The organism is Streptomyces sp. NPDC059142 (genome assembly GCF_042755665.1).
GTDB lineage: Bacteria > Actinomycetota > Actinomycetes > Streptomycetales > Streptomycetaceae > Streptomyces.
The window spans coordinates 34,019-54,607 of sequence record NZ_JBHZDA010000020.1; the positions used below are offsets into that span (position 1 = coordinate 34,019).

At 72.7% G+C, this 20,589-nt stretch carries 22 protein-coding genes and 1 pseudogene; 14 read left to right on the top strand and 9 right to left on the bottom strand.

The genetic code is table 11. The features are described from left to right. A partial coding sequence (locus ACFXPK_RS10650) for an AraC family transcriptional regulator (protein ID WP_385073859.1) occupies positions 1 to 779 on the bottom strand: 779 nt, incomplete at its 3' end. Positions 780 to 863: 84 nt separating this feature from the next. Here ACFXPK_RS10650 and ACFXPK_RS10655 point away from each other — a divergent pair. The 4 genes from ACFXPK_RS10655 (at position 864) to ACFXPK_RS10670 (ending at position 5,620) form a co-directional block, all read left to right on the top strand. Continuing rightward, complete coding sequence (locus ACFXPK_RS10655) at positions 864 to 1,667, top strand: TSUP family transporter (RefSeq protein ID WP_385073861.1); 804 nt, start codon at positions 864 to 866, stop codon at positions 1,665 to 1,667. Between the two features lie 112 nt (positions 1,668 to 1,779). After that, positions 1,780 to 2,907 carry a hypothetical protein gene (locus tag ACFXPK_RS10660; protein ID WP_385073864.1) on the top strand — a complete coding sequence of 376 codons (1,128 nt, stop codon included), beginning with the start codon at positions 1,780 to 1,782 and terminating at the stop codon, positions 2,905 to 2,907. A 305-nt stretch (positions 2,908 to 3,212) separates the two neighbouring features. After that, entirely contained in the window at positions 3,213 to 4,136 is a 924-nt protein-coding gene (locus tag ACFXPK_RS10665; RefSeq protein WP_385004179.1) for a phosphatidylinositol-specific phospholipase C, read from the top strand. Positions 4,137 to 4,303: 167 nt separating this feature from the next. Further along, positions 4,304 to 5,620, top strand: coding sequence for a DUF2993 domain-containing protein (locus tag ACFXPK_RS10670; protein ID WP_385073867.1), 1,317 nt, complete (start codon positions 4,304 to 4,306; stop codon positions 5,618 to 5,620). A gap of 27 nt (positions 5,621 to 5,647) precedes the next feature. Here ACFXPK_RS10670 and ACFXPK_RS10675 read toward each other — a convergent pair whose 3' ends face one another. The 6 genes and pseudogenes from ACFXPK_RS10675 to ACFXPK_RS10700 form a co-directional block, all read right to left on the bottom strand. Further along, complete coding sequence (locus tag ACFXPK_RS10675; RefSeq protein WP_385073869.1) at positions 5,648 to 7,108, bottom strand: sensor histidine kinase; 1,461 nt, start codon at positions 7,106 to 7,108, stop codon at positions 5,648 to 5,650. A gap of 134 nt (positions 7,109 to 7,242) precedes the next feature. Continuing rightward, positions 7,243 to 7,971 (bottom strand): annotated as a pseudogene (locus tag ACFXPK_RS10680) (response regulator transcription factor); the annotation flags it as partial. A gap of 52 nt (positions 7,972 to 8,023) precedes the next feature. After that, positions 8,024 to 8,209: a hypothetical protein gene (locus tag ACFXPK_RS10685; protein WP_385073872.1), complete on the bottom strand. Its 186-nt coding sequence runs from the start codon at positions 8,207 to 8,209 to the stop codon at positions 8,024 to 8,026. After that, on the bottom strand, positions 8,206 to 9,282 hold the full coding sequence (locus tag ACFXPK_RS10690; RefSeq protein WP_385073875.1) for a S1C family serine protease: 1,077 nt from the start codon (positions 9,280 to 9,282) through the stop codon (positions 8,206 to 8,208). The genes ACFXPK_RS10685 and ACFXPK_RS10690 overlap by 4 nt, the downstream gene beginning before the upstream one ends. Before the next feature lie 180 nt (positions 9,283 to 9,462). Next, entirely contained in the window at positions 9,463 to 10,485 is a 1,023-nt protein-coding gene (locus ACFXPK_RS10695; protein WP_385004189.1) for a LacI family DNA-binding transcriptional regulator, read from the bottom strand. A gap of 24 nt (positions 10,486 to 10,509) precedes the next feature. After that, positions 10,510 to 11,400 (bottom strand): winged helix-turn-helix domain-containing protein, encoded by an 891-nt coding sequence (locus tag ACFXPK_RS10700; RefSeq protein WP_385004191.1) that lies wholly within the window; start codon positions 11,398 to 11,400, stop codon positions 10,510 to 10,512. Between the two features lie 562 nt (positions 11,401 to 11,962). On the opposite strand from ACFXPK_RS10700, the gene ACFXPK_RS10705 reads away from it, so the two are divergent. The 7 genes from ACFXPK_RS10705 (at position 11,963) to ACFXPK_RS10735 (ending at position 16,708) form a co-directional block, all read left to right on the top strand. After that, on the top strand, positions 11,963 to 12,217 hold the full coding sequence (locus ACFXPK_RS10705; RefSeq protein WP_385004193.1) for a MoaD/ThiS family protein: 255 nt from the start codon (positions 11,963 to 11,965) through the stop codon (positions 12,215 to 12,217). Between the two features lie 10 nt (positions 12,218 to 12,227). After that, positions 12,228 to 13,544 carry a hypothetical protein gene (locus tag ACFXPK_RS10710; RefSeq protein ID WP_385073880.1) on the top strand — a complete coding sequence of 439 codons (1,317 nt, stop codon included), beginning with the start codon at positions 12,228 to 12,230 and terminating at the stop codon, positions 13,542 to 13,544. A gap of 276 nt (positions 13,545 to 13,820) precedes the next feature. Continuing rightward, on the top strand, positions 13,821 to 14,570 hold the full coding sequence (locus tag ACFXPK_RS10715) for a DUF2993 domain-containing protein (RefSeq protein WP_384999020.1): 750 nt from the start codon (positions 13,821 to 13,823) through the stop codon (positions 14,568 to 14,570). A 308-nt stretch (positions 14,571 to 14,878) separates the two neighbouring features. After that, positions 14,879 to 14,986: a putative leader peptide gene (locus ACFXPK_RS10720; RefSeq protein ID WP_384999017.1), complete on the top strand. Its 108-nt coding sequence runs from the start codon at positions 14,879 to 14,881 to the stop codon at positions 14,984 to 14,986. A gap of 157 nt (positions 14,987 to 15,143) precedes the next feature. Then, positions 15,144 to 15,983: a sulfurtransferase gene (locus ACFXPK_RS10725; RefSeq protein WP_384999013.1), complete on the top strand. Its 840-nt coding sequence runs from the start codon at positions 15,144 to 15,146 to the stop codon at positions 15,981 to 15,983. A gap of 29 nt (positions 15,984 to 16,012) precedes the next feature. After that, positions 16,013 to 16,300, top strand: coding sequence for a DUF1416 domain-containing protein (locus ACFXPK_RS10730; RefSeq protein WP_335935333.1), 288 nt, complete (start codon positions 16,013 to 16,015; stop codon positions 16,298 to 16,300). Positions 16,301 to 16,441: 141 nt separating this feature from the next. After that, positions 16,442 to 16,708, top strand: coding sequence for a DUF3099 domain-containing protein (locus ACFXPK_RS10735; protein ID WP_384999008.1), 267 nt, complete (start codon positions 16,442 to 16,444; stop codon positions 16,706 to 16,708). A gap of 24 nt (positions 16,709 to 16,732) precedes the next feature. Here the strand turns inward: ACFXPK_RS10735 and ACFXPK_RS10740 are convergent, their stop codons facing one another. Both ACFXPK_RS10740 and ACFXPK_RS10745 read right to left on the bottom strand, forming a co-directional pair. Further along, complete coding sequence (locus ACFXPK_RS10740; protein WP_385073886.1) at positions 16,733 to 17,455, bottom strand: VOC family protein; 723 nt, start codon at positions 17,453 to 17,455, stop codon at positions 16,733 to 16,735. Positions 17,456 to 17,578: 123 nt separating this feature from the next. Continuing rightward, a complete protein-coding gene (locus ACFXPK_RS10745) occupies positions 17,579 to 17,956 on the bottom strand; it encodes a DsrE family protein (protein ID WP_384999002.1) in 378 nt (125 codons plus the stop codon). Positions 17,957 to 18,061: 105 nt separating this feature from the next. Between ACFXPK_RS10745 and ACFXPK_RS10750 the strand changes: the two genes are divergently transcribed. Genes ACFXPK_RS10750 through ACFXPK_RS10760 form a run of 3 tightly spaced genes read left to right on the top strand, consistent with a single transcriptional unit; the run spans position 18,062 to position 20,435 of the window. Next, a complete protein-coding gene (locus ACFXPK_RS10750) occupies positions 18,062 to 18,865 on the top strand; it encodes a hypothetical protein (RefSeq protein WP_385073889.1) in 804 nt (267 codons plus the stop codon). Then, positions 18,862 to 19,614: a hypothetical protein gene (locus ACFXPK_RS10755; protein WP_385073892.1), complete on the top strand. Its 753-nt coding sequence runs from the start codon at positions 18,862 to 18,864 to the stop codon at positions 19,612 to 19,614. The genes ACFXPK_RS10750 and ACFXPK_RS10755 overlap by 4 nt, the downstream gene beginning before the upstream one ends. After that, positions 19,611 to 20,435 (top strand): hypothetical protein, encoded by an 825-nt coding sequence (locus ACFXPK_RS10760; protein ID WP_385073895.1) that lies wholly within the window; start codon positions 19,611 to 19,613, stop codon positions 20,433 to 20,435. The genes ACFXPK_RS10755 and ACFXPK_RS10760 overlap by 4 nt, the downstream gene beginning before the upstream one ends. The last annotated feature ends 154 nt before the right edge of the window (positions 20,436 to 20,589 follow it).

Here is a 20,589-nt window from a genome sequence, read left to right on the forward strand (position 1 = left end):
CCGTCCTGGGGGCGGGAGGCCGACGCCGTGAAGCGGGACGGGGGCATCCCGAACGCCCGCGTGAACGCGGCCGTGAACGCGGCGGGGGAGGCGTAGCCGATCCGGGCGCCGACCTCGCTGACCGACGCGGTACGCAGCAGGGGTACGGCGGCGAGCAGCCGGGCCCGCCCCCGCCAGACGGCGGGGCTCTCCCCGGCCTCGGCGCGGAAGCGACGGGTGAAGGCCCGTTCGCTCATGGCCGTGCGCGCGGCCCAGTCCGCATTGGTGACGCCCGCGTCCGGGGCGGCCAGATACGCCCGGCACAGCTCCGCCAGATCGGCGGCGGCCGGGATCCCGACGTGGAACGGCAGCGGGGCGCGCTCGGCGATCTCGTACAGGAGGAGGGCGGCGATGGTCCCCTCCCGCCCGGACAGGCGGTAGTCGGCCTCGAACTCCACGGCGGCCGGCAGCAGCGCGCGCAGCAGCGGCGGCACGTCCACGACCGTGCAGGTGCCGGGCCACCAGGGGACCGCGTCCGGCTCGATGTACAGGCTGCGGGTGCTCACCCCGAGCATGCGGACCCGGTGGCGGGTGGCGGCCGGGATCAGGACGGCGCGCTCGGGCGGGACGGTCCAGGTGCCGTCGGCGGTGTCGACGACCATGACCCCGGTGGCGCCGTGGAGGAACTGCGCGCGCCGGTGCTCGTGCCAGTCCAGCACCCGGCCGGGCGGATAGTCGGTGCCGATCGGCAGGACGGCCCGGTCGATGTGGTCCACCTCGGCCAGCGGCACGTTCCTCATCCGTCCACCGTAGTGGCCGATACGCGAAAGAAGTGTGCCGACCATCGCATGCGGGCCGCTCGCCGTAGCTGGTGGAGTGGGCCCGTGGACGTGATGGCGTTGATCGGGATCGGGCTCCTCACCGGGGTGACGACCGTGTTGTTCGGGTTCGGCGGCGGGTTCGTCGCGGTGCCCGTCGTGGTGTGGGCGGACGCCGCGCTCGGCGCGGACGCGATGCGGGTGGCGACGGCGACCTCGGCGCTGGTGATGCTGGTGAACGCGGGGTTCGCGACGGCCGTCACCCCCCGGCGGGTGCTCCTCGCGCTGCGCGGCGGCGGTCCGTTGCTCGCCCTGCTGGCGGCCGGGGGCGCGGCCGGGGCGCTCGCCACGCGGCTCGCCCCGGCCGGTCCGGTCCGGTGGGCGTTCGTCGTGTACGTCGCGCTCACCATCGCCGATCTGCTGCTGCGCCCCGGCTTCCTCCGCCCGCGTACCCGCGAGGAGACGCCCGGCGGGGCGCCGCGTCCGCTGCCGGCCGTTCTGGGCGCGCCGGTGGGCGCCGTCGCCGCCTTCCTCGGCGTGGGCGGCAGCGTCATGACCGTCCCGGCGATGCGGCGGGCCGGGCACCCGATGCGTACGGCGACCGCGCTGGCCAACCCGCTCACGCTGGCCGTCGCGCTCCCGGCCACCGCGGTCTCCCTGGGCGGCGCGGTGGTCCCCGGCGCCGCGGACGCGCCCGTACACCTGGCGGGCCTGGTCGACCTGCGGGCCGCGTCGGCGCTGCTCCTCGGCGCCCTGCCGGTGATCGCGCTGCTGCGGCGGCGCCCGCCGCGGATCCCCGACCGCGCTCACGCCTGGGCGTACATCGGGCTGCTGGCGGCGGTGACGGCCGTGATGGTGCTCGGGGCGTAGCGAGGGCAACGGCGGTGCCCCCGCAGGCGTCCGCGGGATCCTCCACGGAAGCGCCCCGGGCCTGGTTGACTGTGCGGCGATCTCTGCCCACGCAGTACGAAGGAGACGGTCTGTGCCTGCCCTTGAGGGGAAGTCGGTCATGAGGACCGCGCCGTTACAGGGAAGGCGCACGACGCCTGCCACCTCGGCCCCGGCTCCGGCCGCCGGGTCGTCCGAGGCCGCGTACGCCGGGAGGACGGGCGACCCGAGCCAGGCGTCGGTGCTCGCCTGGCAGGGCTCCGCGGGCAACTCGGCCGTCGTCCAGCGCATGGGGTCGGGCCCGCACCGCCACCCGCCGGCGGGCGGGCGGCCGGCAGCGGGCGGGGGCGGTACGGGGACGGTGCAGTTGGCGCGCCTGTCGAGCGGGAAGATCGCGTTCACCAACCTGAACCAGAAGAACGAGAAGTACCGCGAGAAGGCCACGCGGGTACTCCAGCTCCTGTCGTCGCACGAGTCGATCCAGCAGTTCCTCGGCGGCCGCAAGTGCGACATCAACATCGAGCAGCGGACGACGGAGACCCCGGCGGACGTGGTGGACCGCGATGAGGACGGCGTCACCGTCACCCTCGCCGCCTATTACTTCGAGAGCTACGACATCGGCTACATCGCGGGCATGCTCGCCCATGAATTCGCGATCCACCCCATGGCGAGCAAGAGACCCCGTCTCCAGGAGGAGGAGAGCGGTTTCAAGGGACTTCCGTTTCCCGTTCCCGGCCTGGAGGAGAGCCGTGGCGGCCCCAAAATGATGAATTCCGACGACGCCAAGCAGTCCGACCATGTGCTCGGCGCGATTCCGAACAGTCCCCGTTACGAGGTCTACAAGTCCGTCACCCTCGACATGGCGAATCTGCTCATGCAGGACGTGGAGAACAAGGAGCCGAACGCCACCCCGAAGGATGTCACCGATCTCCTCGACTGCTTCCTGATGGATGTGGCGAGCATCGCGGCGACCAACGACGACCGGCTCAAGGGCACGCCGGAGAAGTCGGGCGCGATGCAGGTCCGCAAGGACATCGCGGCGGTCTACAACCGGTACAAGGCGCTGCTGAGCGCGGGGCTGCCGGAGGCGTCCCCGATCAAGCCGTTCTTCCCGCAGGACAAGACCCACTGGGGCGTTCTGAAGGACTTCGCGACCATCGCGACCAGGGTCGCGGGCGGGACGATGGGCGCGCCGAGCATCGACAGGGGCGACGACGGCTGAGGCGCGACAGCGCTCGGACGGAGCCGGCGGTCCCGGACGGGGCCGCCGGCCGAGGCGGGTGGCACGAGGGCAGGAAGGGTGCCTCCCGAGATGTCCCCGGGGCCCTTCGGTCCGTCGCCGCTCCCGGGGTTGGATGGCGGACCGGGCCCTGTCCGGTGTTCCGCGCGGACGGTGTCGTGGGAGGTCGCCCCGGTGGTGTGTTCCTCTGGCGACGCGTCGGTGACGTGTTCCTTTGGTGACGTGTACCCGTCATAATCCGAGGGCTGTTCACCCCTTCCCCTCACGGACGACGGAGGCACCCCCACATGAGCGCATCCCCCGGTTCCCGCCGCGGTTTTCTCGCCGGAGCCCTCGCCGCATCCGCCACCGCCCTGGTGGGCACGGGCGGCGTGACCGCCCTCGCCGCCGCGCCGGCCGCGGCGGCCACGCGGACCGCCTCCCCGCGCGTTCTCGCCACCCGCGACTGGATGGGCGGCTTCGCCGACTCCACCCCCGTGCAGCGCCTGACCATCCCCGGTACGCACAACTCCGGCGCCCGCGCCGGCGGGCTCTACGTGGCCTGCCAGAGCACCTCCATAGCCGACCAGTTGACCAGCGGTGTCCGCTTCCTGGACATCCGCTGCCGGCTGTTCGAGGGGGCGTTCACCATCCACCACGCCGCCTTCTACCAGAACCTGAACTTCGACGACGTCCTCAACGCCTGCCGCGACTTCCTGCGCGCCAACCCCTCCGAGACCGTCCTCATGCGGGTCAAGCAGGAGTACTCCAGCGAGAGCGACGCGGAGTTCCGGCGGATCTTCGACACGTATCTCGACGGCAAGGGCTGGCGCTCCCTCTTCCGGCTCGACGGCGGACTGCCCACGCTCGGCGAGGCGCGCGGGCGGGTCGTGCTGCTCGGGGACAACGGCGGACTGCCCGGACTGCGGTACGGGGACGGCGGGCTCTTCGACATCCAGGACGACTACCAGGCGGAGCCGGGCGCCAAGTACCCCAAGATCGAGGCCCAGTTCCGGAAGGCCGCCACGCAGCCGGGCAAGCTCTACGTCAACTACGTCAGTACGGCGGCCCTGTTGCCGCCCCGGTGGAACTCCGACCGGCTCAACCCGCAGGTGCACACCTTCCTGGACGGGTCGGAGGCGAGCGGCTGGCGCGGGCTCGGGATCGTACCGCTGGACTTCCCCGCCACCCGGGCCGGACTGGTGGAGTCGCTGATACGGCACAACGGCTGAGCGCGGCGGGGCGGGCGGAGCCGGGGGAGCGGGCGCCCCGGGAGCGGGCGCGCGTGGCGGGAATCGCGAGATCCCCCACATGAATAGCCGGATCTCTCCGGGTGAAAGGGTGGATAACGCCGCCGGAACGGGTGTGCCCGACCGGCGGGGCGTGTTGGGATGAACCGATGCGACCCCCCACCCGCATACCCGAGCACCTGTCCGCCCCCCAGCCGCACGGCGAGCCCGCCCCCACCCCTCGCACCGTGCCCAACCCCTACGACGAGCTGGCTCGACTCGCCACTCCTGAGGGCGAGTTCACCCATGAGCCGCGCGGCCCGCAGGAGCTGGGCCTGACCTCCGACCGGGACGACGAGGACTGGACCCCGCCCGACCACCGGAAGAGCGGCAAGGGCGGGAGGCGCGGGAGGAACGGGAAGAGCGCGAGGACCGCACGGAGAGGGCGCTGGGGCCGTCGCCTCGGCTCCCTCTCCGCCGCGCTGAAACTGAGCGTCACGCTCGTCGCCTGCCTGGCGTTCCTGCTGCTCGCGGACCGGGCCGCGCTGCTCTACGCGCAGGACAAGGCCGAGGAGAAGCTCCAGAAGTCGCTCGGCCTGCCGACCCCTCCGGCCGTCGACATCCACGGCTTCCCCTTCCTCACCCAGGTCGTCGGCAAGCGGCTCGACCGCGTCGACGTCACCGTCCCCCATGTCGCCGCCGACCGGGTCTCGCTGGCCGAGGTACGGGCCAGCGCCCGTGACATCCGGGTCGTCGGCGATCTGCCCACCGCCGTCAAGGGCGCGGTCGTCAGCCGGATGGACGGCGACGTCCTGCTCAGCTTCGACGACCTCAGCCGCGAACTGGGCGCCTCCCAGGTCACGTTCACCGGCCACGGCGCCGGCTCCGTACGGCTGGCCGGGTCGCTGCCCGTGGCCGGGTACGACCTGCGGGTACGGGCCCTGGCGCACATCAGGAACGAGGGCGGCAGGGCGGTGTCCACCACCGTCGACGGCATGCGCCTCGACATCCCCGGCGTGGCCACCTACCGGCCGGGCAAGGACCGCGCCCACTCCGGGCTGCGGCTGGCGCCCGAGGCCGCCGCGCTGATCGCCAAGGAGAAGAGCCGCGCCAGGGAGCTGCTGGAGGTGCCCGCCGTCGTGAAGGCGCTCGGGGTGGAACAGACGGACGTGGACCGGGCGCTGCGCAGCGAGGAGGCGCTGAGCCGGTTCACCGGGCGGCCCCGCTTCGTCCAGGAGCTGCTGCGGCTCAACCTGGTCGACGTCGTCGCGGACGACCCCGGGCTGCTGAAGCGCGCCGGAATCGACCCGGCGCTGGTCGACGCGCTGCTCAACCTCCGCCCGCCGGAGCTGTCCGACCGGCTCTCGCTCTCCTTCAAGCTGCCGAAGACCCCTGGTGACCTGCGGTTGCAGCACATCACCGTGGAGCCGGAGGGGATCAGGGCGCGGCTGGTGGGGTCGGCGGTACGGCTGGGCGGAGCGGCGTAACGGGTCACGCGGAGCGGCGCGGCGGGGTCACACCCGGTGCGCGCCGTCCAGGCCGTACCCGCCGCCCGGACCGTCCGGTGGCGGGGTCGGCGCGCCCGGGATACGGATCGACGCGACCGTCCCGCCGCCCGCCGCCTCGCGCAGTGCGATGTCGCCGCCCGCCTGCTGGACCGTACGGGCCACGATCGACAGACCGAGCCCCGAGCCGGGCAGCGCGCGCGCCGACGGGGAGCGCCAGAACCGTTCGAAGACGTGCGGCAGCTCCTCGGCCGGGATGCCGGGGCCGTGGTCCCGTACGGTCAGCTCGCCGTTGCCGCCGGGGCCGCCTCTCAGCGCGACCTCGACCGTGCCGCCGGAGGGGCTGAACTTCACCGCGTTGTCCAGCACGTTGACCAGCGCACGCTCCAGGCTGGCCGGTTCGGCCCGTACGTACCAGGGGCGCAGTTCGGCGGCGATCGTCAGGTCGGGGCCGCGCAGCCGTGCCCGCTCCAGCGCGCTGCCCATGATCTCGTGGAGCGCGACGACCTCGACGGGACCGGGCCCGGCCGCGTCCGGCCGCGACAGCTCCTGGAGGTCCCCGATGAGCGAGGCCAGCTCGGTCATCTGCGCCTTGACGGACGCCATGAGGGCCCTGCGGTCGGCCGGGGGGATGGCGCGGCCCGTCTCCTCGCTGCGCGCGAGCAGTTCGACGTTGGTACGGAGCGAGGTGAGCGGGGTGCGCAGCTCGTGCCCGGCGTCCGCGATGAGCTGCGACTGCCGGTCCCGGGAGGAGGCGAGGGCCGCCGTCATGGAGTTGAAGGAGCGCGACAGCCGGGCGATCTCGTCCTCGCCCTCGACGGGGATGCGGACGGTGAGGTCCTCCGTACGCGCGACGTGTTCGACCGCCTGCGTGAGCCCGTTGACCGGCCGCAGCCCCCAACGGGCGACCCAGAGGCCCGCGAGCCCCGCGCCGATCACCCCGACGCCGGCGACGAGCGCGAGGAGCACGGCGAGTTCGTTGAGGGAGGCGTCGATCTCGGCGAGGGGGCGGGAGAGGGAGACGGTGATCGGCGGGCCGCCGTCGTAGGAGACGCGCCGGGTGAAGACACGGACCTTGGCGCCGTCGTCGGTCACGCTGTCGTGGAGCGTGGTGTGGAGGGTGCCGTTCGCGACATCGGTGTCGTCCTGCTGGACGGTCACCGGCTCGGAGCCCGGGGAGACACAGCGCTGCCCGTTGGGCAGGACCACCTGGACGAAGACGAATCCGCTGCCGGCGCCGTTCTCGGGGTTGGTGCCCGTGCCGCAGGAGGCGAGGGCGCTCTGGACGGTGCTGCGGGGAGCGGAGGAGTTCTCCAGGGAGGAGTCCAGCTCGCTCGGGAGCTGGGTACGGGTCAGCAGCCAGCAGGCGACGGCGACGGCGGCGACGGCGAGCGCGACGGCGGAGGCGACCAGCAGGGCGAGGCGGGAGCGCAGCGGAAGCGTACGGAACCGCTGGAGGGGACCGGTCACGCCGGGCCGCCGTGACGGTCGTGGCGCCCGTACGCGCGGCGCCCGTCCCCGCCGTCGGTGACGAAGCCCGCGCCGGAGGCCGGGCCGAGGCCCGTACCGGCGCCCCCGGCGGGCGCGGCGCCCCCGGCCGGGCCGCCGCCCGCGTCGGAGCGCAGCGCGTACCCCACGCCCCGCACCGTGTGCACCAGCCGGGGTTCGCCGCCGCTCTCGGTCTTGCGGCGCAGGTACATCACGTACACGTCGAGCGAGTTGGAGCTGGGCTCGAAGTCGAAGCCCCACACCGCCTTGAGGATCTGCTCCCGGGTGAGGACCTGGCGCGGGTGCGCGAGGAACATCTCCAGCAGCGTGAACTCGGTACGGGTCAGCTCGACGCGGCGGTTGCCGCGCACGACCTCGCGGGTCGTCAGGTCCATGCGCAGATCGGCGAAGGACAGCACGTCGTCGGCGGGCACCTCGCCGGACGCGGCCCCGTACGAGCTGCGCCGCAGCAGCGCGCGGATCCGGGCGAACAGCTCGTCCAGTTCGAACGGCTTGACCAGGTAGTCGTCCGCGCCCGCGTCCAGGCCGGTGACGCGGTCGCCGACCGTGTCGCGGGCGGTGAGCATCAGGATCGGCACCTTCGAGCCGCCCGCGCGCAGCCGGCGGGCGGCGGTCAGGCCGTCCATGCGCGGCATCTGGATGTCGAGGACGATCAGATCCGGCGCGTAGGCGGCGGCCCTGGCGAGGGCGTCGACCCCGTCGACGGCGACCTCGGTCCCGTATCCGTCGAAGGCGAGGCTCCGCTGAAGGGCCTCGCGTACGGCGGGCTCGTCGTCGACGATCAGGATGCGCTGCGGACCGCGATCGCCTTCGGCGGGACTCATGGGGCTTCCACCTCGTCAGTAGGTCGGTCTCCGGGAGCGGTGTTGCGTGTCCTCAGCCTCGCACGGCGGCCTTACGGCGGCGGCCCGCTCCACGCCTCTTCCCGGCGGCGGTGGTACGGACCTCGTCCGCGCGGCGCGTGGGCGCCGCGGCCTGGACAAGATCATGGACGAGGGCGAGCGGAAGCGCCAGATCGCCGGGTCCCGCCGGACGGGTGAGGGGTGCGCCGGCGTCGCTCATGACTGCGTACCGCCGGAGCGCAGCGCCGAGAGGTCCGCCTTGACGGTGTTGATCGGGATGGCGAAGCCCAGACCGACGCTGCCGGCGCCGGAGTCGCTGGAGGCGGAGGACGAACTCGGCGCGTACATCGCGGAGTTGATGCCGATGATCTCGCCGTTCATATTGATCAGGGCGCCGCCGGAGTTGCCCGGGTTGAGCGAGGCGTCGGTCTGGAGCGCCTTGTACGTGGTCTTCGAGGTGCCGGTGTCGCCGTTGAACTGCTGACCGCCGAACTCGAACGGCCAGTTGCCGCCGCCGTTGCCGCCCTGCTGTTGCCGCCCGCCCTGGTCCTGGTCCTTCGCGACGGTGACATCGCGGTTCAGGGCGGAGATGATCCCGCTGGTGACGGTGCCGGTCAGGCCCTCGGGGGAGCCGATCGCCACGACCTGGTCGCCGACCTCCACCTGGCTGGAGTCGCCGAGCGAGGCCGTCTTCAGACCGCTCGCGCCCTCCAGCTTGATCAGCGCGAGGTCCTTGTCGGCGTCGGTGCCGACGATCCGGGCGGTGTACGTCTTGCCGGTGCTGAGCTGGACCTTCACCGAGGAGGCCCCGGAGATCACATGGTTGTTGGTGACGATCTCGCCGTCGGACGAGATGATCACGCCGGAGCCGGTGGCCTCACCGCTGTTCGACGACGCGTTGATCTCCACGATCGTCGGCGACACGGACTGCGCGACCCCCGAGACGGTGCCCGCGCTGCTCTGCGAGACGGTCGTCCCGTGGATGGCGGTGTCACCGTTGCCGACGCCGCCGTTGTTCCCCGTGTACGCACCGACGAGCGCCGCCGACCCACCCCCGACGACAGCCGCGGCCAGCGCGACGGCGGCCAGCAGCGCGACAGGCCGCTTGGCCCGCCGCGCACTCCCGGCGGAACCGTGCGCATGCGCGGGCACCCCCGCCGCGTTGCCCGCGGGAGCGGCGGAGAACCCCGGACCGTACGGGGGCGGCGGCGGGTACGCCGGGCCCTGGAACCCCTGGGTGGGGTGCTGCTGCGTGCTGTCTGCGTCGCCGCTGCCGCGGTAGTTGTCGGTCATGACAACGACTCTGGGCGCCGTACATGAGAACAGGCTGAGGAGGCGCTGAGAAGGGCAACAAAACCGCGTATGCCCCATATAAAGGCCCGCGCCGGAGGGGGACGCGGACCGGACGATGACCATGCCTCATTCCGAGGGGGACGCGTACGACCGACGCTCCCGCCACGCGCGCGCCGCGGCCTACGCGCAGCCGCAGGAGCGCCGTACGACCAGGGCCGACGGGAACTGCTTCACGCGTTCGCGGCGGGAGCCCGCCACGCGCAGGCCGTCGTCCAGGACCAGGTCCACCGCCGCGCGGGCCATCGCCGGGCGGTCGGAGGAGACCGTCGTCAGGGGCGGGTCCGTCAGGCCGGCCTCCTTGACGTCGTCGAAGCCGGCCACCGCCAGCTCGCCCGGGACGTCCAGGCGCAGCTCGCGGGCCGCGCGCAGGACGCCGATCGCCTGGTCGTCGGTGGAGCAGAAGATCGCCGGGGGCCTGTCCGGTCCCGCCAGCAGTTCCAGGGCGACCAGGTAGGCGTCGTAACGGTTGTACGGGGCCTGGAAGAGGCGTCCCTCCACCGGGAGGCCCGCCTCCAGCATCGCGCGGCGCCAGCCCTCCACGTGGTCGGCCACCGGGTCGCCGACCGCCGGGGTCGACTCGACGCCGCCGAGGCAGGCGACGTAGGGGTGGCCGTGCTCCAGGAGGTGGCGGGTGGCGAGCTGCGCGCCGCCGATGTCGTCCGTGACGACCGCGACGTCGTCGATGCCCTCCGGGCGTTCGTGCAGCAGCACGACCCGGGCGTCCCACGCCTCTATCTCCGCGGCGGCGCGCTCGCTCGGGCCCTGGCTGACCAGGATCAGCCCGGAGACCCGCATACCGAGGAAGGCCCGCAGGTAGTGGACCTCGCGTTCGTCGCGGTAGTCCGAGTTGCCGACCAGCACCATTTTCCCGCGCTCGGCCGCCGCCTGCTCCACCGCGTGCGCCATCTCCGCGAAGAAGGGCTGCCGGGCGTCGGGCACGACCATCCCTATGAGGTCGGTCCGCCGCGAGGCCATCGCCTGGGCGACCCGGTCGGGCCGGTAGCCCAGCTCCTTGATGGCGTTGACCACCCGCTCGCGCGTGGCCGGGGCGACCGGCCGGGGTCCGTTGTTGATGACATAGCTGACGACGGCGGTGGAAGTCCCCGCCAGTCGCGCCACATCGTCCCGCGTCACCTTGGCCACGCGCGGCAGTCTACGCGTGGTGACCTACCGCTGGGCAGGCCGTACGGAGGCTTCTTCGGCGGCGTCCCGCGCGGCGTCCGGTCCGGTGGCCTTCCCGGCGTCCTCGCCGTGCGCCCGCGCCTTCTCGTGACGGGGCTCCGCGGCGTCCTCCGTGAGGGATCCGGCGGATCCGTTCGCAGAGGTGTTCGCAGATCCGTTTCCGCCCGCGGCCTTCGCCCTGGCCTCCTCGGAGCCGCGCTCGGCCTTCTCGGGGGTGACGAAGCGGTAGCCCACGTTCCGTACGGTCCCGATGAGCGACTCGTGCTCCGGGCCGAGCTTGGCGCGCAGCCGCCGTACGTGCACGTCGACCGTCCGCGTACCGCCGAAGTAGTCGTACCCCCAGACCTCCTGGAGGAGCTGGGCGCGGGTGAAGACCCGGCCGGGGTGCTGCGCGAGGTACTTCAGCAGCTCGAACTCCTTGAAGGTCAGGTCCAGGACCCGGCCCTTGAGCTTCGCGCTGTACGTGGCCTCGTCGACCGACAGGTCCCCGTTGCGGATCTCCATGGGGGAGTCGTCGGTCTGGATCTGCTGCCGGCCCATCGCGAGCCGCAGCCGTGCCTCGACCTCGGCCGGTCCCGCGGTGTCGAGCAGGACGTCGTCGATGCCCCAGTCCGCGGTGACGGCGGCGAGACCGCCCTCCGTCACGACGAGGATCAGCGGGCAGCCGGGCCCGGTGGAGCGCAGGAGCTGGCAGAGCGACCGGACCTGCGGGAGGTCACGGCGGCCGTCGACGAGGATCACATCGGCACCGGGGGTGTCGACGAGGGCAGGTCCTTCCGCGGGGGCCACCCGCACGTTGTGGAGGAGCAGTCCGAGCGCGGGCAGCACCTCCGTGGAGGGCTGGAGCGCGTTGGTCAGGAGCAGCAGAGAACTCATCGCCGCTCACCTGCTTCGGCCGGACTCATGTCAGGACAGTTGCCCGGACTCTGGTCGTTCACGGTTCGTTTGCCCATTACGTCGGTTCCTCCTCGGTCCCTGCGAGGACGTATGCGGCACTGCCTACTGCCTACTGCTTTTGTACTGCCGTACGGTCCGCGCTGCCCCTCGTCCCCGGGGGCGCGACCCGGATGTCCGTGTCTTCCGTCTGTGACATCTGGCTGTAACAACAGTCGGAAAACACAAAAGGACCCGGGGGCTGCTTTGCCCGGATCCTCTTCGGAGCAGAATAACCCACATTCGTTCCGTGTCAGAGGGGCAATCTCGCAGATCATGCGCGGACCGGGGGTCGCGATACCTCTGGCGCGGGCCCGGAACGTGCACGAAAAGGCGGTGTACTGCCTGTGTACGGGGGGTTTCACGCGGGACTTGGACGGTAGACCGAACGGCCCCGAACGGGCGGATCGCACAGGGGGCGCACAGAGGCGTGGCCACGCCGTCATCATGTAATCCGACAATGGTCGACGGACGATGAAGAGCACTCACGAGAGGAGCCGTCTCGATGGCGGTCGGCACGATCCGCTACTGGGCCGCGGCCAAGGCGGCCGCGGGCGTCGCGGAGGAGCCGTACACGGCGGGGAGCCTGGCCGAGGCGCTCGACGGCGCGCGGATCAGACACCCCGGTGAACTGACCCGGGTACTCCAGAGGTGTTCGTTCATTGTCGACGGTGAACCCGTGGGCACCCGTGGGCATGAGACCGTACGCCTTGCCGAGGGCGGCACGGTCGAGGTGCTCCCGCCGTTCGCAGGAGGGTGAACCGCACAACATGAGCAACGATCCGCAGTACCCGTACGGGCAGCAGAACCCGTACGGACAGCAGGACGGGCAGCCGGATCCGTACGCGCAGGCGGACCCGTACGGGCGGCAGGGGCGGACACCGCACGTTCCGCAGCCGCCCCAGCCCCAGCCCCCGGCGCAGGCGTGGGCCGAGCCCGAGCAGACCGGGGCGGGCCGGCAGGACGCGGGCGCCGCCCAGACGTGGGAGGGGCAGACCTGGGACACCCAGTACCAGCCGCTCGTCCAGCCGCAGGCCCAGGCCCAGCCGTACGCCCAGCCGCACGGGCAGGGGTCGTACGGGCCGCCCCAGGCCCAGCCCCAGCCGTATCAGCAGCAGACCGCGCCCCAGGCCGCCGCCGCTGCCGACACCGCCTACCTGCCGCCCCAGAGCGCCCACACGCCCCCGCCGCGGGCGGAGCCCTCCCAGGCCCCCGCCCCGTCTCCCGCGCCCGCGCAGGCGCCCCCGCACGCCCCCCGGCCCGAGGGGACGGCAGGCTCGCTCGACGCGGCCGGCTACAGCTCGCCCACCACCCTCGGCAACGCCCGCGTCACCGACGCCCAGCGCGCCCGCGCCGAGGGCCGGTCGCCGATCATCCCGCCGGGTATGCAGCCGGCCGGGCTGACGGCGGCGCTGGGGCTGCTGCTCGCCGGGGGCGCGGCCCTCGGCCCGTACGCGCTGCTCGTCCCGCTCGTGCTGCTCCAGGCCGTCACGGCGGCCGGCTGGTTCCGGCTGAACGGCATGTGGCCGGCCCGCCAGGGCATCGCGCTCGCCTTCCTCGGCGGGCTCGTCGCGGATGTCGCCGTGCTCGCCGCGGGCCGGTCGAACGGGCCCGCGGCGATCATCGGCACCCTCGGCGTGTGGGTGCTGCTCGTCCTCGTCCTGCAACTGCGCAGCCGCGCGAGCGCCGACGAGCGGATGACCGGGCTGATGGCCACGGTCGTCTCCGCCGCGCTCGCCATCCTCGCCACCGGCCATCTCGCGAGCGCCCCGGACGCGGTGGCCGTCGGCGGCGTCGCGGTCGCCGCGGCGACCGTGGCCCGCGCGCTGCCGCTGCCGGGGTTCGTCTCGGTCGTGGTGGCCCTGCTGGCCGGAGTGGGCGGCGGGATCGTGGCGGGCGGGCTGACGGACCCCGGCGCCGCCGGGGGCGCGCTGCTGGGGCTCGGAGCGGGCGTCTGCGCGCTGGTCGGGCTGCGCGCGGCGAGCTACGACTACCCGTCCAAGTTCGTGCACATGACGGCCGGGGTGGCGCTGCCCCTCACGGCCGCCGCGCCCGCCGTCTACCTGCTGGGCCGCGCGCTGTCCTGACCCGGGGCGCGGCCGAGGCGTACGGCGGCCGGGGGCGGGAACCCGTACGCCGGAAGCCCGTACGCCGGGAAGCCGTATGCCGGAGCCGTGCGTACGGACCGTACGCACGGGACCCGCGGAACCGTCCGCCGGGAACCGTACGTCTCCGTCGTACGTCGATCAGTCCGGCGGTCCGGCACCACCGGCAGCTCGATCGGCACGGACCCCACCAGGGGCCGGCCGGGGAACGAACCGGACCGCGGAACCGGTCCTGACCAGGGTGGGGGACACCGAACGATGCGCGCACTGCGAACACTGCTGATACTCGTCGTGGTCTTCGGAGGGCTCTTCGTCGCCGCCGACCGGGTCGCGGTGTACTTCGCCGAGGACCAGGTGGCGGGCAAGATCCGCTCCAGCCAGGGGCTCGCCTCCGACCCGAAGGTCTCCATCAACGGGTTCCCCTTCCTGACCCAGGTGGTGAACACCTCCCTGGACGACGTCGAGATCAGCCTCGACGGGGTCACCGCCAGCGCCGACGGCCAGGCGGTGCGCGTGACGGAGGTCAGGGCGGAGCTGAAGGACGTGAAGTTCGACAGCAGCTTCTCGACCGCGACCGCCGCGACCGCCACGGGTTCGGCGCGGATCTCGTACGCGGATCTGACGGGCTCGGCCCCCGACGGCGCCACGGTCGGGTACGCGGGCGCCGAACGCGCGGCCAAGGGACAGGTCAAGCTCTCGGGCCCGATGGGCGAGGTGCTGGACGGGGCGGGCATCACCATCCCCGCGCCCTTCAAGTCGCTGCTGGACGGCAAGGACCTCACCGCGTACAGCACGGTCTCGCTGGTCGACGGCGACACGCTCCGGCTGAAGGCGGCGACGCTGCCCGAGCTGTACGTGCCGGGTGCGGAGCGGCGGATGCGGGACGTGGTCGACTACGACCTGAAGATCGACGGACTGCCGTCGAGCATCAGGCTCGACAAGGTCACGGCGACGGAGACGGGTCTGAGCTTCTCCGGTACGGGGAACGACGTCTCCCTGTCGGGCTGACCTGTCGGGCCGAGCCGCCGGGCCGAGCCGCCGGGGCGAGCCGCCGGTCGGCCTGTCGGGCTGACGCTCCGGCCGTCCGCGGTCGGCCGGAGACCCGTACGCACGGGTCCCGGTCCGGCCCCCGGCCGGATGGTGAGACGGCCGTGTCCGCTCCCCAGACCGCATTCGGCCGGGGGCGGCGCCGCCGCGCGCCGCCACGCCCGGCCGGGCACCGTGCACCGCCATCCGGTCCCACATCGTGGATGATCGTGTCTTGCCATATGACACACCGGTGACATGACCGCCCGGTCGTCCTTACGATCGGACCCATGCAGTGCTTTATCGGCGGTCTCCCTCAGCGGGGACAGGCGGACCTCACGAAGCGGCGGGCAGTAGACCTGTGCCGCGTCGCCGCCATGCTCTGTCGCACTGTCTGAGCGGGACGGGACGTTCACGTTCCGTATCCCCCGACCCCGGCCTGCCCGGGCCCTTCGAGCGCTCTCAGGGCCACCCGCGCGGCAAGCGCGGTCGAGCCGGCCCCTCGCATCACTTCGCAGCACACTGCCCGCCGCACACTGCCCGGAGGAGAAAAGCATGAGCCGCAGCGACGTTCTGGTCGACGCCGACTGGGTCGAGGCCCACCTCGACGACCCGAAGGTTGTCATCGTCGAGGTCGACGAGGACACCTCGGCCTACGACAAGAACCACATCAGGAACGCCGTCAGGATCGACTGGAAGAGCGACCTCCAGGACCCGGTCCGCCGTGACTTCGTCGACCAGGAGGGCTTCGAGAAGCTCCTGTCGGCCAAGGGCATCGCCAACGACGACACGGTCGTCCTCTACGGCGGCAACAACAACTGGTTCGCCTCCTACGCGTACTGGTACTTCAAGCTGTACGGCCACGACTCCGTCAAGCTCCTCGACGGCGGCCGCAAGAAGTGGGAGCTGGACTCCCGCGACCTGGTCGAGGCCGTCCCGACGCGCGCGGCCACCACGTACACGGCGCAGGCCCAGGACACCTCGATCCGCGCCTTCCGCGACGACGCGATCGCCGCGATCGGCACGCAGAACCTGGTCGACGTCCGGTCGCCCGACGAGTTCAGCGGCAAGCTGCTCGCCCCGGCGCACCTGCCGCAGGAGCAGTCGCAGCGTCCGGGCCACATCCCGTCCGCGCGCAACATCCCGTGGTCGAAGAACGCCAACGACGACGGCACCTTCAAGTCGGACGACGAGCTGAAGGAGCTGTACGCGCAGGAGCAGGTCGACCTGGCGAAGGACACCGTCGCGTACTGCCGCATCGGTGAGCGCTCCGCGCTCACCTGGTTCGTCCTGCACGAGCTGCTCGGTGTCGAGAACGTCAAGAACTACGACGGTTCGTGGACCGAGTACGGCTCGCTCGTCGGCGTGCCGATCGAGCTCGGCGCCAACAAGTAATCACGCCCCGACCCGGAGGACTGAACAACATGTGTGGAGCACAGGCCGGCGGCCCCGACGCTTCGACGATCAAGCCCGGTGAGACCACCATCCAGGGTTCCGTGACCCGCGACGGCGAGCCCGTCACCGGGTACGTACGCCTGCTGGACTCGACCGGCGAGTTCACCGCGGAGGTCCCGACCTCGGCGACCGGACAGTTCCGCTTCTACGCGGCCGAGGGCACGTGGACGGTGCGCGCACTCGTCCCCGGCGGCTCGGCGGACCGTACGGTCGTCGCTCGGACCGGCGGCCTCTCCGAGGTCGCGATCGCGGTCTGAGGGCCTGAGGCTCGCGCACGCGCCGAAGGGTCGCATCCCGGTGGACGGACCGGGGTGCGGCCCTTCGGCGTGCAGGTTCCGGTATGCGTCGATACGTAACGATACGTACCGGTCGGTCGGTCCGCGTCGTACGCTGAAGGTATGTACGCGCGACGCCGTCGCCGGTATTTCCTCCTCATGGGCGGATGTCTGATCCTCTTCGTCTCCGCCGGGACCTTCGTACGCGTCTGGTCGGTCCCCGCGGCCATCGCGCTCTGCGTGGTCGCCCTGCTGATCCCGCCGATCGCCGCCATCGTCGGCAACACCCGCGACAAGGACGACCGCTGGTGGGACGAGCCGCCGGCCGGCCATGAGAACGACGAGAAGGACCGGTGGCTGGAGGAGCTGGAACGCCGGAACCGCCCGTAGGCCCGTCCGGTCCCCGCCCGCGCGTTACCGGGAGGCCAGTACGCGGAACTCGCGGCCGTCGGGGTCGGTCATCGCCACCGCGCCGCTCCCGTCCGTTCCGGTGCCCGTGCGCGTGGCGCCCAGGGAGACGAGACGGTCGATCTCCGCCCCCTGCGCACCTCCGGCGGGCGGAGCGAGGTCGAAACGGAGCCGGGCCCGCCCGGTGAGCGGCATCAGCGGCGGACCGCCCCAGGTGATCTTCGGACCGCCGTGCGGTGAGCGGATCGCGGTCTCCTGGTCCTGGTCCCAGACCAGCGGCCAGCCCAGCGCCGCGCTCCAGAAGTACCCGACCGCCTGCGAACCGTCGCAGGAGAGCGCTCCGAGGGTTCCGCACCCGGCGAGGAAGGCGTTGCCCGGCTCGATCACGCAGTACTCGTTGCCCTCCGGGTCGGCGAGGACGACATGCCCCTCCTCCGGGAGCTGACCGATGTCGATGTGCCGGCCGCCGAGCGCGAGCGACCTGGCCACCGTCGCGCGCTGGTCGTCGAGCGAGGTGCTGGTCAGGTCGAAGTGCATCGGGTTCCGGCCCGACTGCGGCTCGTCGGTCGGCAGGAACAGGATCCGCAACCCGGCGTCGCCGTCCGGCGGGAGCGCGATGCCGCCGGACGGGTCGTCGGCCGTCTCCCGGCCCAGGACCCCGGCCCAGAAGCGCGCGAGAAGGGGCGGGTCGATCGCGTCGACGCACAGTGCGTGGAAGTGAGACGTCATCGCGCGGGTCCCCCGTCGAGAAGGCTTGTGTCCAGGTGGTGGCCGGCTGGAGCCTGCCCGGACGGCGCCACCCGGTCAACCCGTTTTCGACGGCCCGCGCGCACGCCGCGGCCCCCGGAGCCGTCAGTAGACGAGCGCCTGGACGCCGTTCGCCATGATCTCGCTGACGAAGACCTGGGCGCCCGCGATCCGCACCCCGTCGAGCACGTCCTTCTCCGTGATGTCCCGCCGGGCCGCGCACTGCGTGCAGAGCGTGATCGACCCCGCCGCCTGGATCGACTCGATCAGCTCGGGCAGCGGCGCGGCATGCGGCAGTTCGAACTCGGCGGCGCGCCCCGGCAGCGCGAACCACGCCGACTCGCCGGTCAGCCACAGCGAGACCTCCACCCCGCTGGCCACGGCGACCGCGGCCACCGTGAAGGCCTGGGAGCAGCGCTCGGGGGCGTCCGCCCCGGCGGTCACTTTGATCACGAGCTTCTTGGCGTTCTCGGCGGATTGCATATGCGGAATCGTAATCCGCCGCGCTACAACCCCCCGGTGTCGCCGCGGGTCGGATCTGTGCGCGGGTGACGGAACCCGCGCCTCATGTCTCGTGGGGGGACTCCTGTGGAAGCTCAGCCCATTCCGGAGCGGACGGGCGGCGCGCGGACGCGGCAGCCGTCGCCTCCGCCGTCGCCTCCGCCCCCGGTGGCCGGACCGGCGCGAGGACGCGGCCGTACGGCCCTGCTGATCGCCGTGGCCGCGGTGCTCGGCATCGTCGGCGGAACGGCCACGGGGTACGCGGTCCAGGCCGGCCGGCCGCCGACGCCCCTGCCGGTGCTGGCCCAGCCGGGGCTCGCGTACCCGGCGAAGGCGCTGCCGGCGGGGGAGAAGGCGAAGCCGCTCTCCGCCGAGGAGGACAACGGGATCAGGACGGAAGGCGACCTGCGCGAGCTGCTGATCGACAGGCCCGCCGGTACACGGAAGGTCGCGCCGGACTGGCTGGAGGACGGCTGGGTGTCGGTCAGGTCCTACGCCCACTACTTCCAAGGCGGCGGTTACGCGTTCTCCTCGGCGCTGGACAACGGCCTCCGCCGGGTCGCCGGTACGGCCTGGGCGGGAAGCGGCGACCGTCAGGGGAGCGTCGTGCTGGCCCAGTACCGGCCGAGCGCCGACACGCACGCCACCACGGCCCTGGAGTGGCTGCCCTGGGGGATGATCGCCCGCTCCGGCTCCGGCAACCCCGTCGAAGGCACCGCCAAGGGCCGCTACTACGTCTACGACGCCGGTGCCGGGACGCCTCTGCGGTACCGCGCCTACGCCGCCGCGCACCGGGGCGATGTGCTGGTCAGGGTGCAGCTCTTCGACAGCAGGCCGATCGGCGAGAAGGACATCCGGACACTGATCGAGGACCAGGTGGAGCGCCTGTGAACGACCGTCTCGCACACCGGTTCCTCGGGACCGTACTGCCCGCCCTCCTGGTCGTCGGTGCCCTCGGCGGCGGGTTCGCGTTCGTCAGGGCCACCGTCGACGGGGCGGACCGGAGCGCTCCCACCCGGGTCTGGGCGGAGCACCGGACCAAGCCGGCCGAGGACCCCGCCGGGCCCGTCGGCAGAGGCCGCGCGGATACCGAACTCACCCGGAAGCTGCTTCCGGTGCCGCCGGGCTACGTGCTCGGACCCGACATCGGCGTGTACGGGAACGACGCCGAACTGACCGCCGCCCGGTCGACCGAGATGATGAAGGCGACCGCGGACGGCTACGACGCTCCCGCCGCCGTACGCCGGCAGGTGGACAAGGAGATCGACCTGATGGGGATGGAGGGGGTCGCGCTCCGCTCGTACACCTTCCCCGGGAACGCCCTCACCGTCGACGTGTCCCTCATCGAGGTCAAGGACGCGGACGCCGCCCGCCGCTGGTACGAGGACGGATCGCGGCGCTCGGACGGGGAGAGCGAGGGGCCGGTCATCGAGGGCCGGAAGAACTCCTCGTGCTCCGTGCAGACCGAGGAGTCCGACGGCGACGGGACGCCCGGCATCGGGACCATGACCTGCCTGGCGTACGAAGGCGACCTGATCGTCATCGTGGTCGCGCAGGGCATGCCGCTCGACCGGTCCACCGTCGCCGAGCTGGTGAAGGACCAGCTCGACCGCATCGCCTCCCCGGGGGAGAACGCATGACCGAGCAAACCGCCTCCCCGGTGTCCACCGCCGCCGGCCCCGCCCCCGTCCAGGCCCCCCGCCCGCCCCGTCGGGCGCTGCGCGCGGTCGGGCGCTGGGCCGTCGCCGTGGCCGTGTTCGCCGGGCTCGGGACCGGTGCGGCGTACGGCGTGAGCGGGATGGAGCGCACCGATCTCCCCGGGCTCTCGACGCGCGGCGACGGGCGCTGGGACTATCCGCGGCTCACGCTGCCCGCCCTGCCGTCCGGCTCACCGCGCCCCTTCAACCCCGAGAACGCGGGCGAGATCCACCACGCCGATCTCCGGGCACTGCTGCTCCGGGCGCCCGCCGGAGCCACCCCCGACAAGGAGCTGACCGGCGGCTGGGTGAGCACGGAGCGGTATCTGTCCGAGTACACCGCCGAGCAGCGCGACGCCCTCACGGTGCTGTTGGACGACTTCGCCGTACGGCACATCGCGGCCCGGGGCTGGACCATGCCGGACGGCACCGTCTCCAGGATCTACCTGCTGCGGTTCCCGTCGTCCGGTCTCGCGAGCGGCTTCAAGCTCGGCGTGCTGCTCGGGAGCGGTGTGGGCGGGACGGTGGCCGCCGCACCCGGCGCGGAGCCGGACCCGTCCTGGCCGGAGCCGCCGCCCGGTTCCGGGATGCTCGTCGGTTCGGACGTCTACGCGGAGCCCGAGCCGTACGGTCCGACGCAGGCCCGGCACGCGTATGTCGCGGCGGGGGACACCATCGGGCTGGTCGTGCACGAGCGGAAGGGCGGCACCCCCGTCGTTCCCTTCCACCAGACCGTCGTGCTCCAGGGCCAGCTCCTCGGCTGAGCCCCGGCGTACGCCCACCGGCGCACCTCGGCGAGAGGGCCGGCGCCCCACCCATTAGGCTGGGGCCCGGCCGTACCGCGTCATACCGTTCATCCGAGGAGCACCCCGTGCTTGAGGCTTTCTTCACTACCCTGCTGGTCCTCGTCTGTGTCGG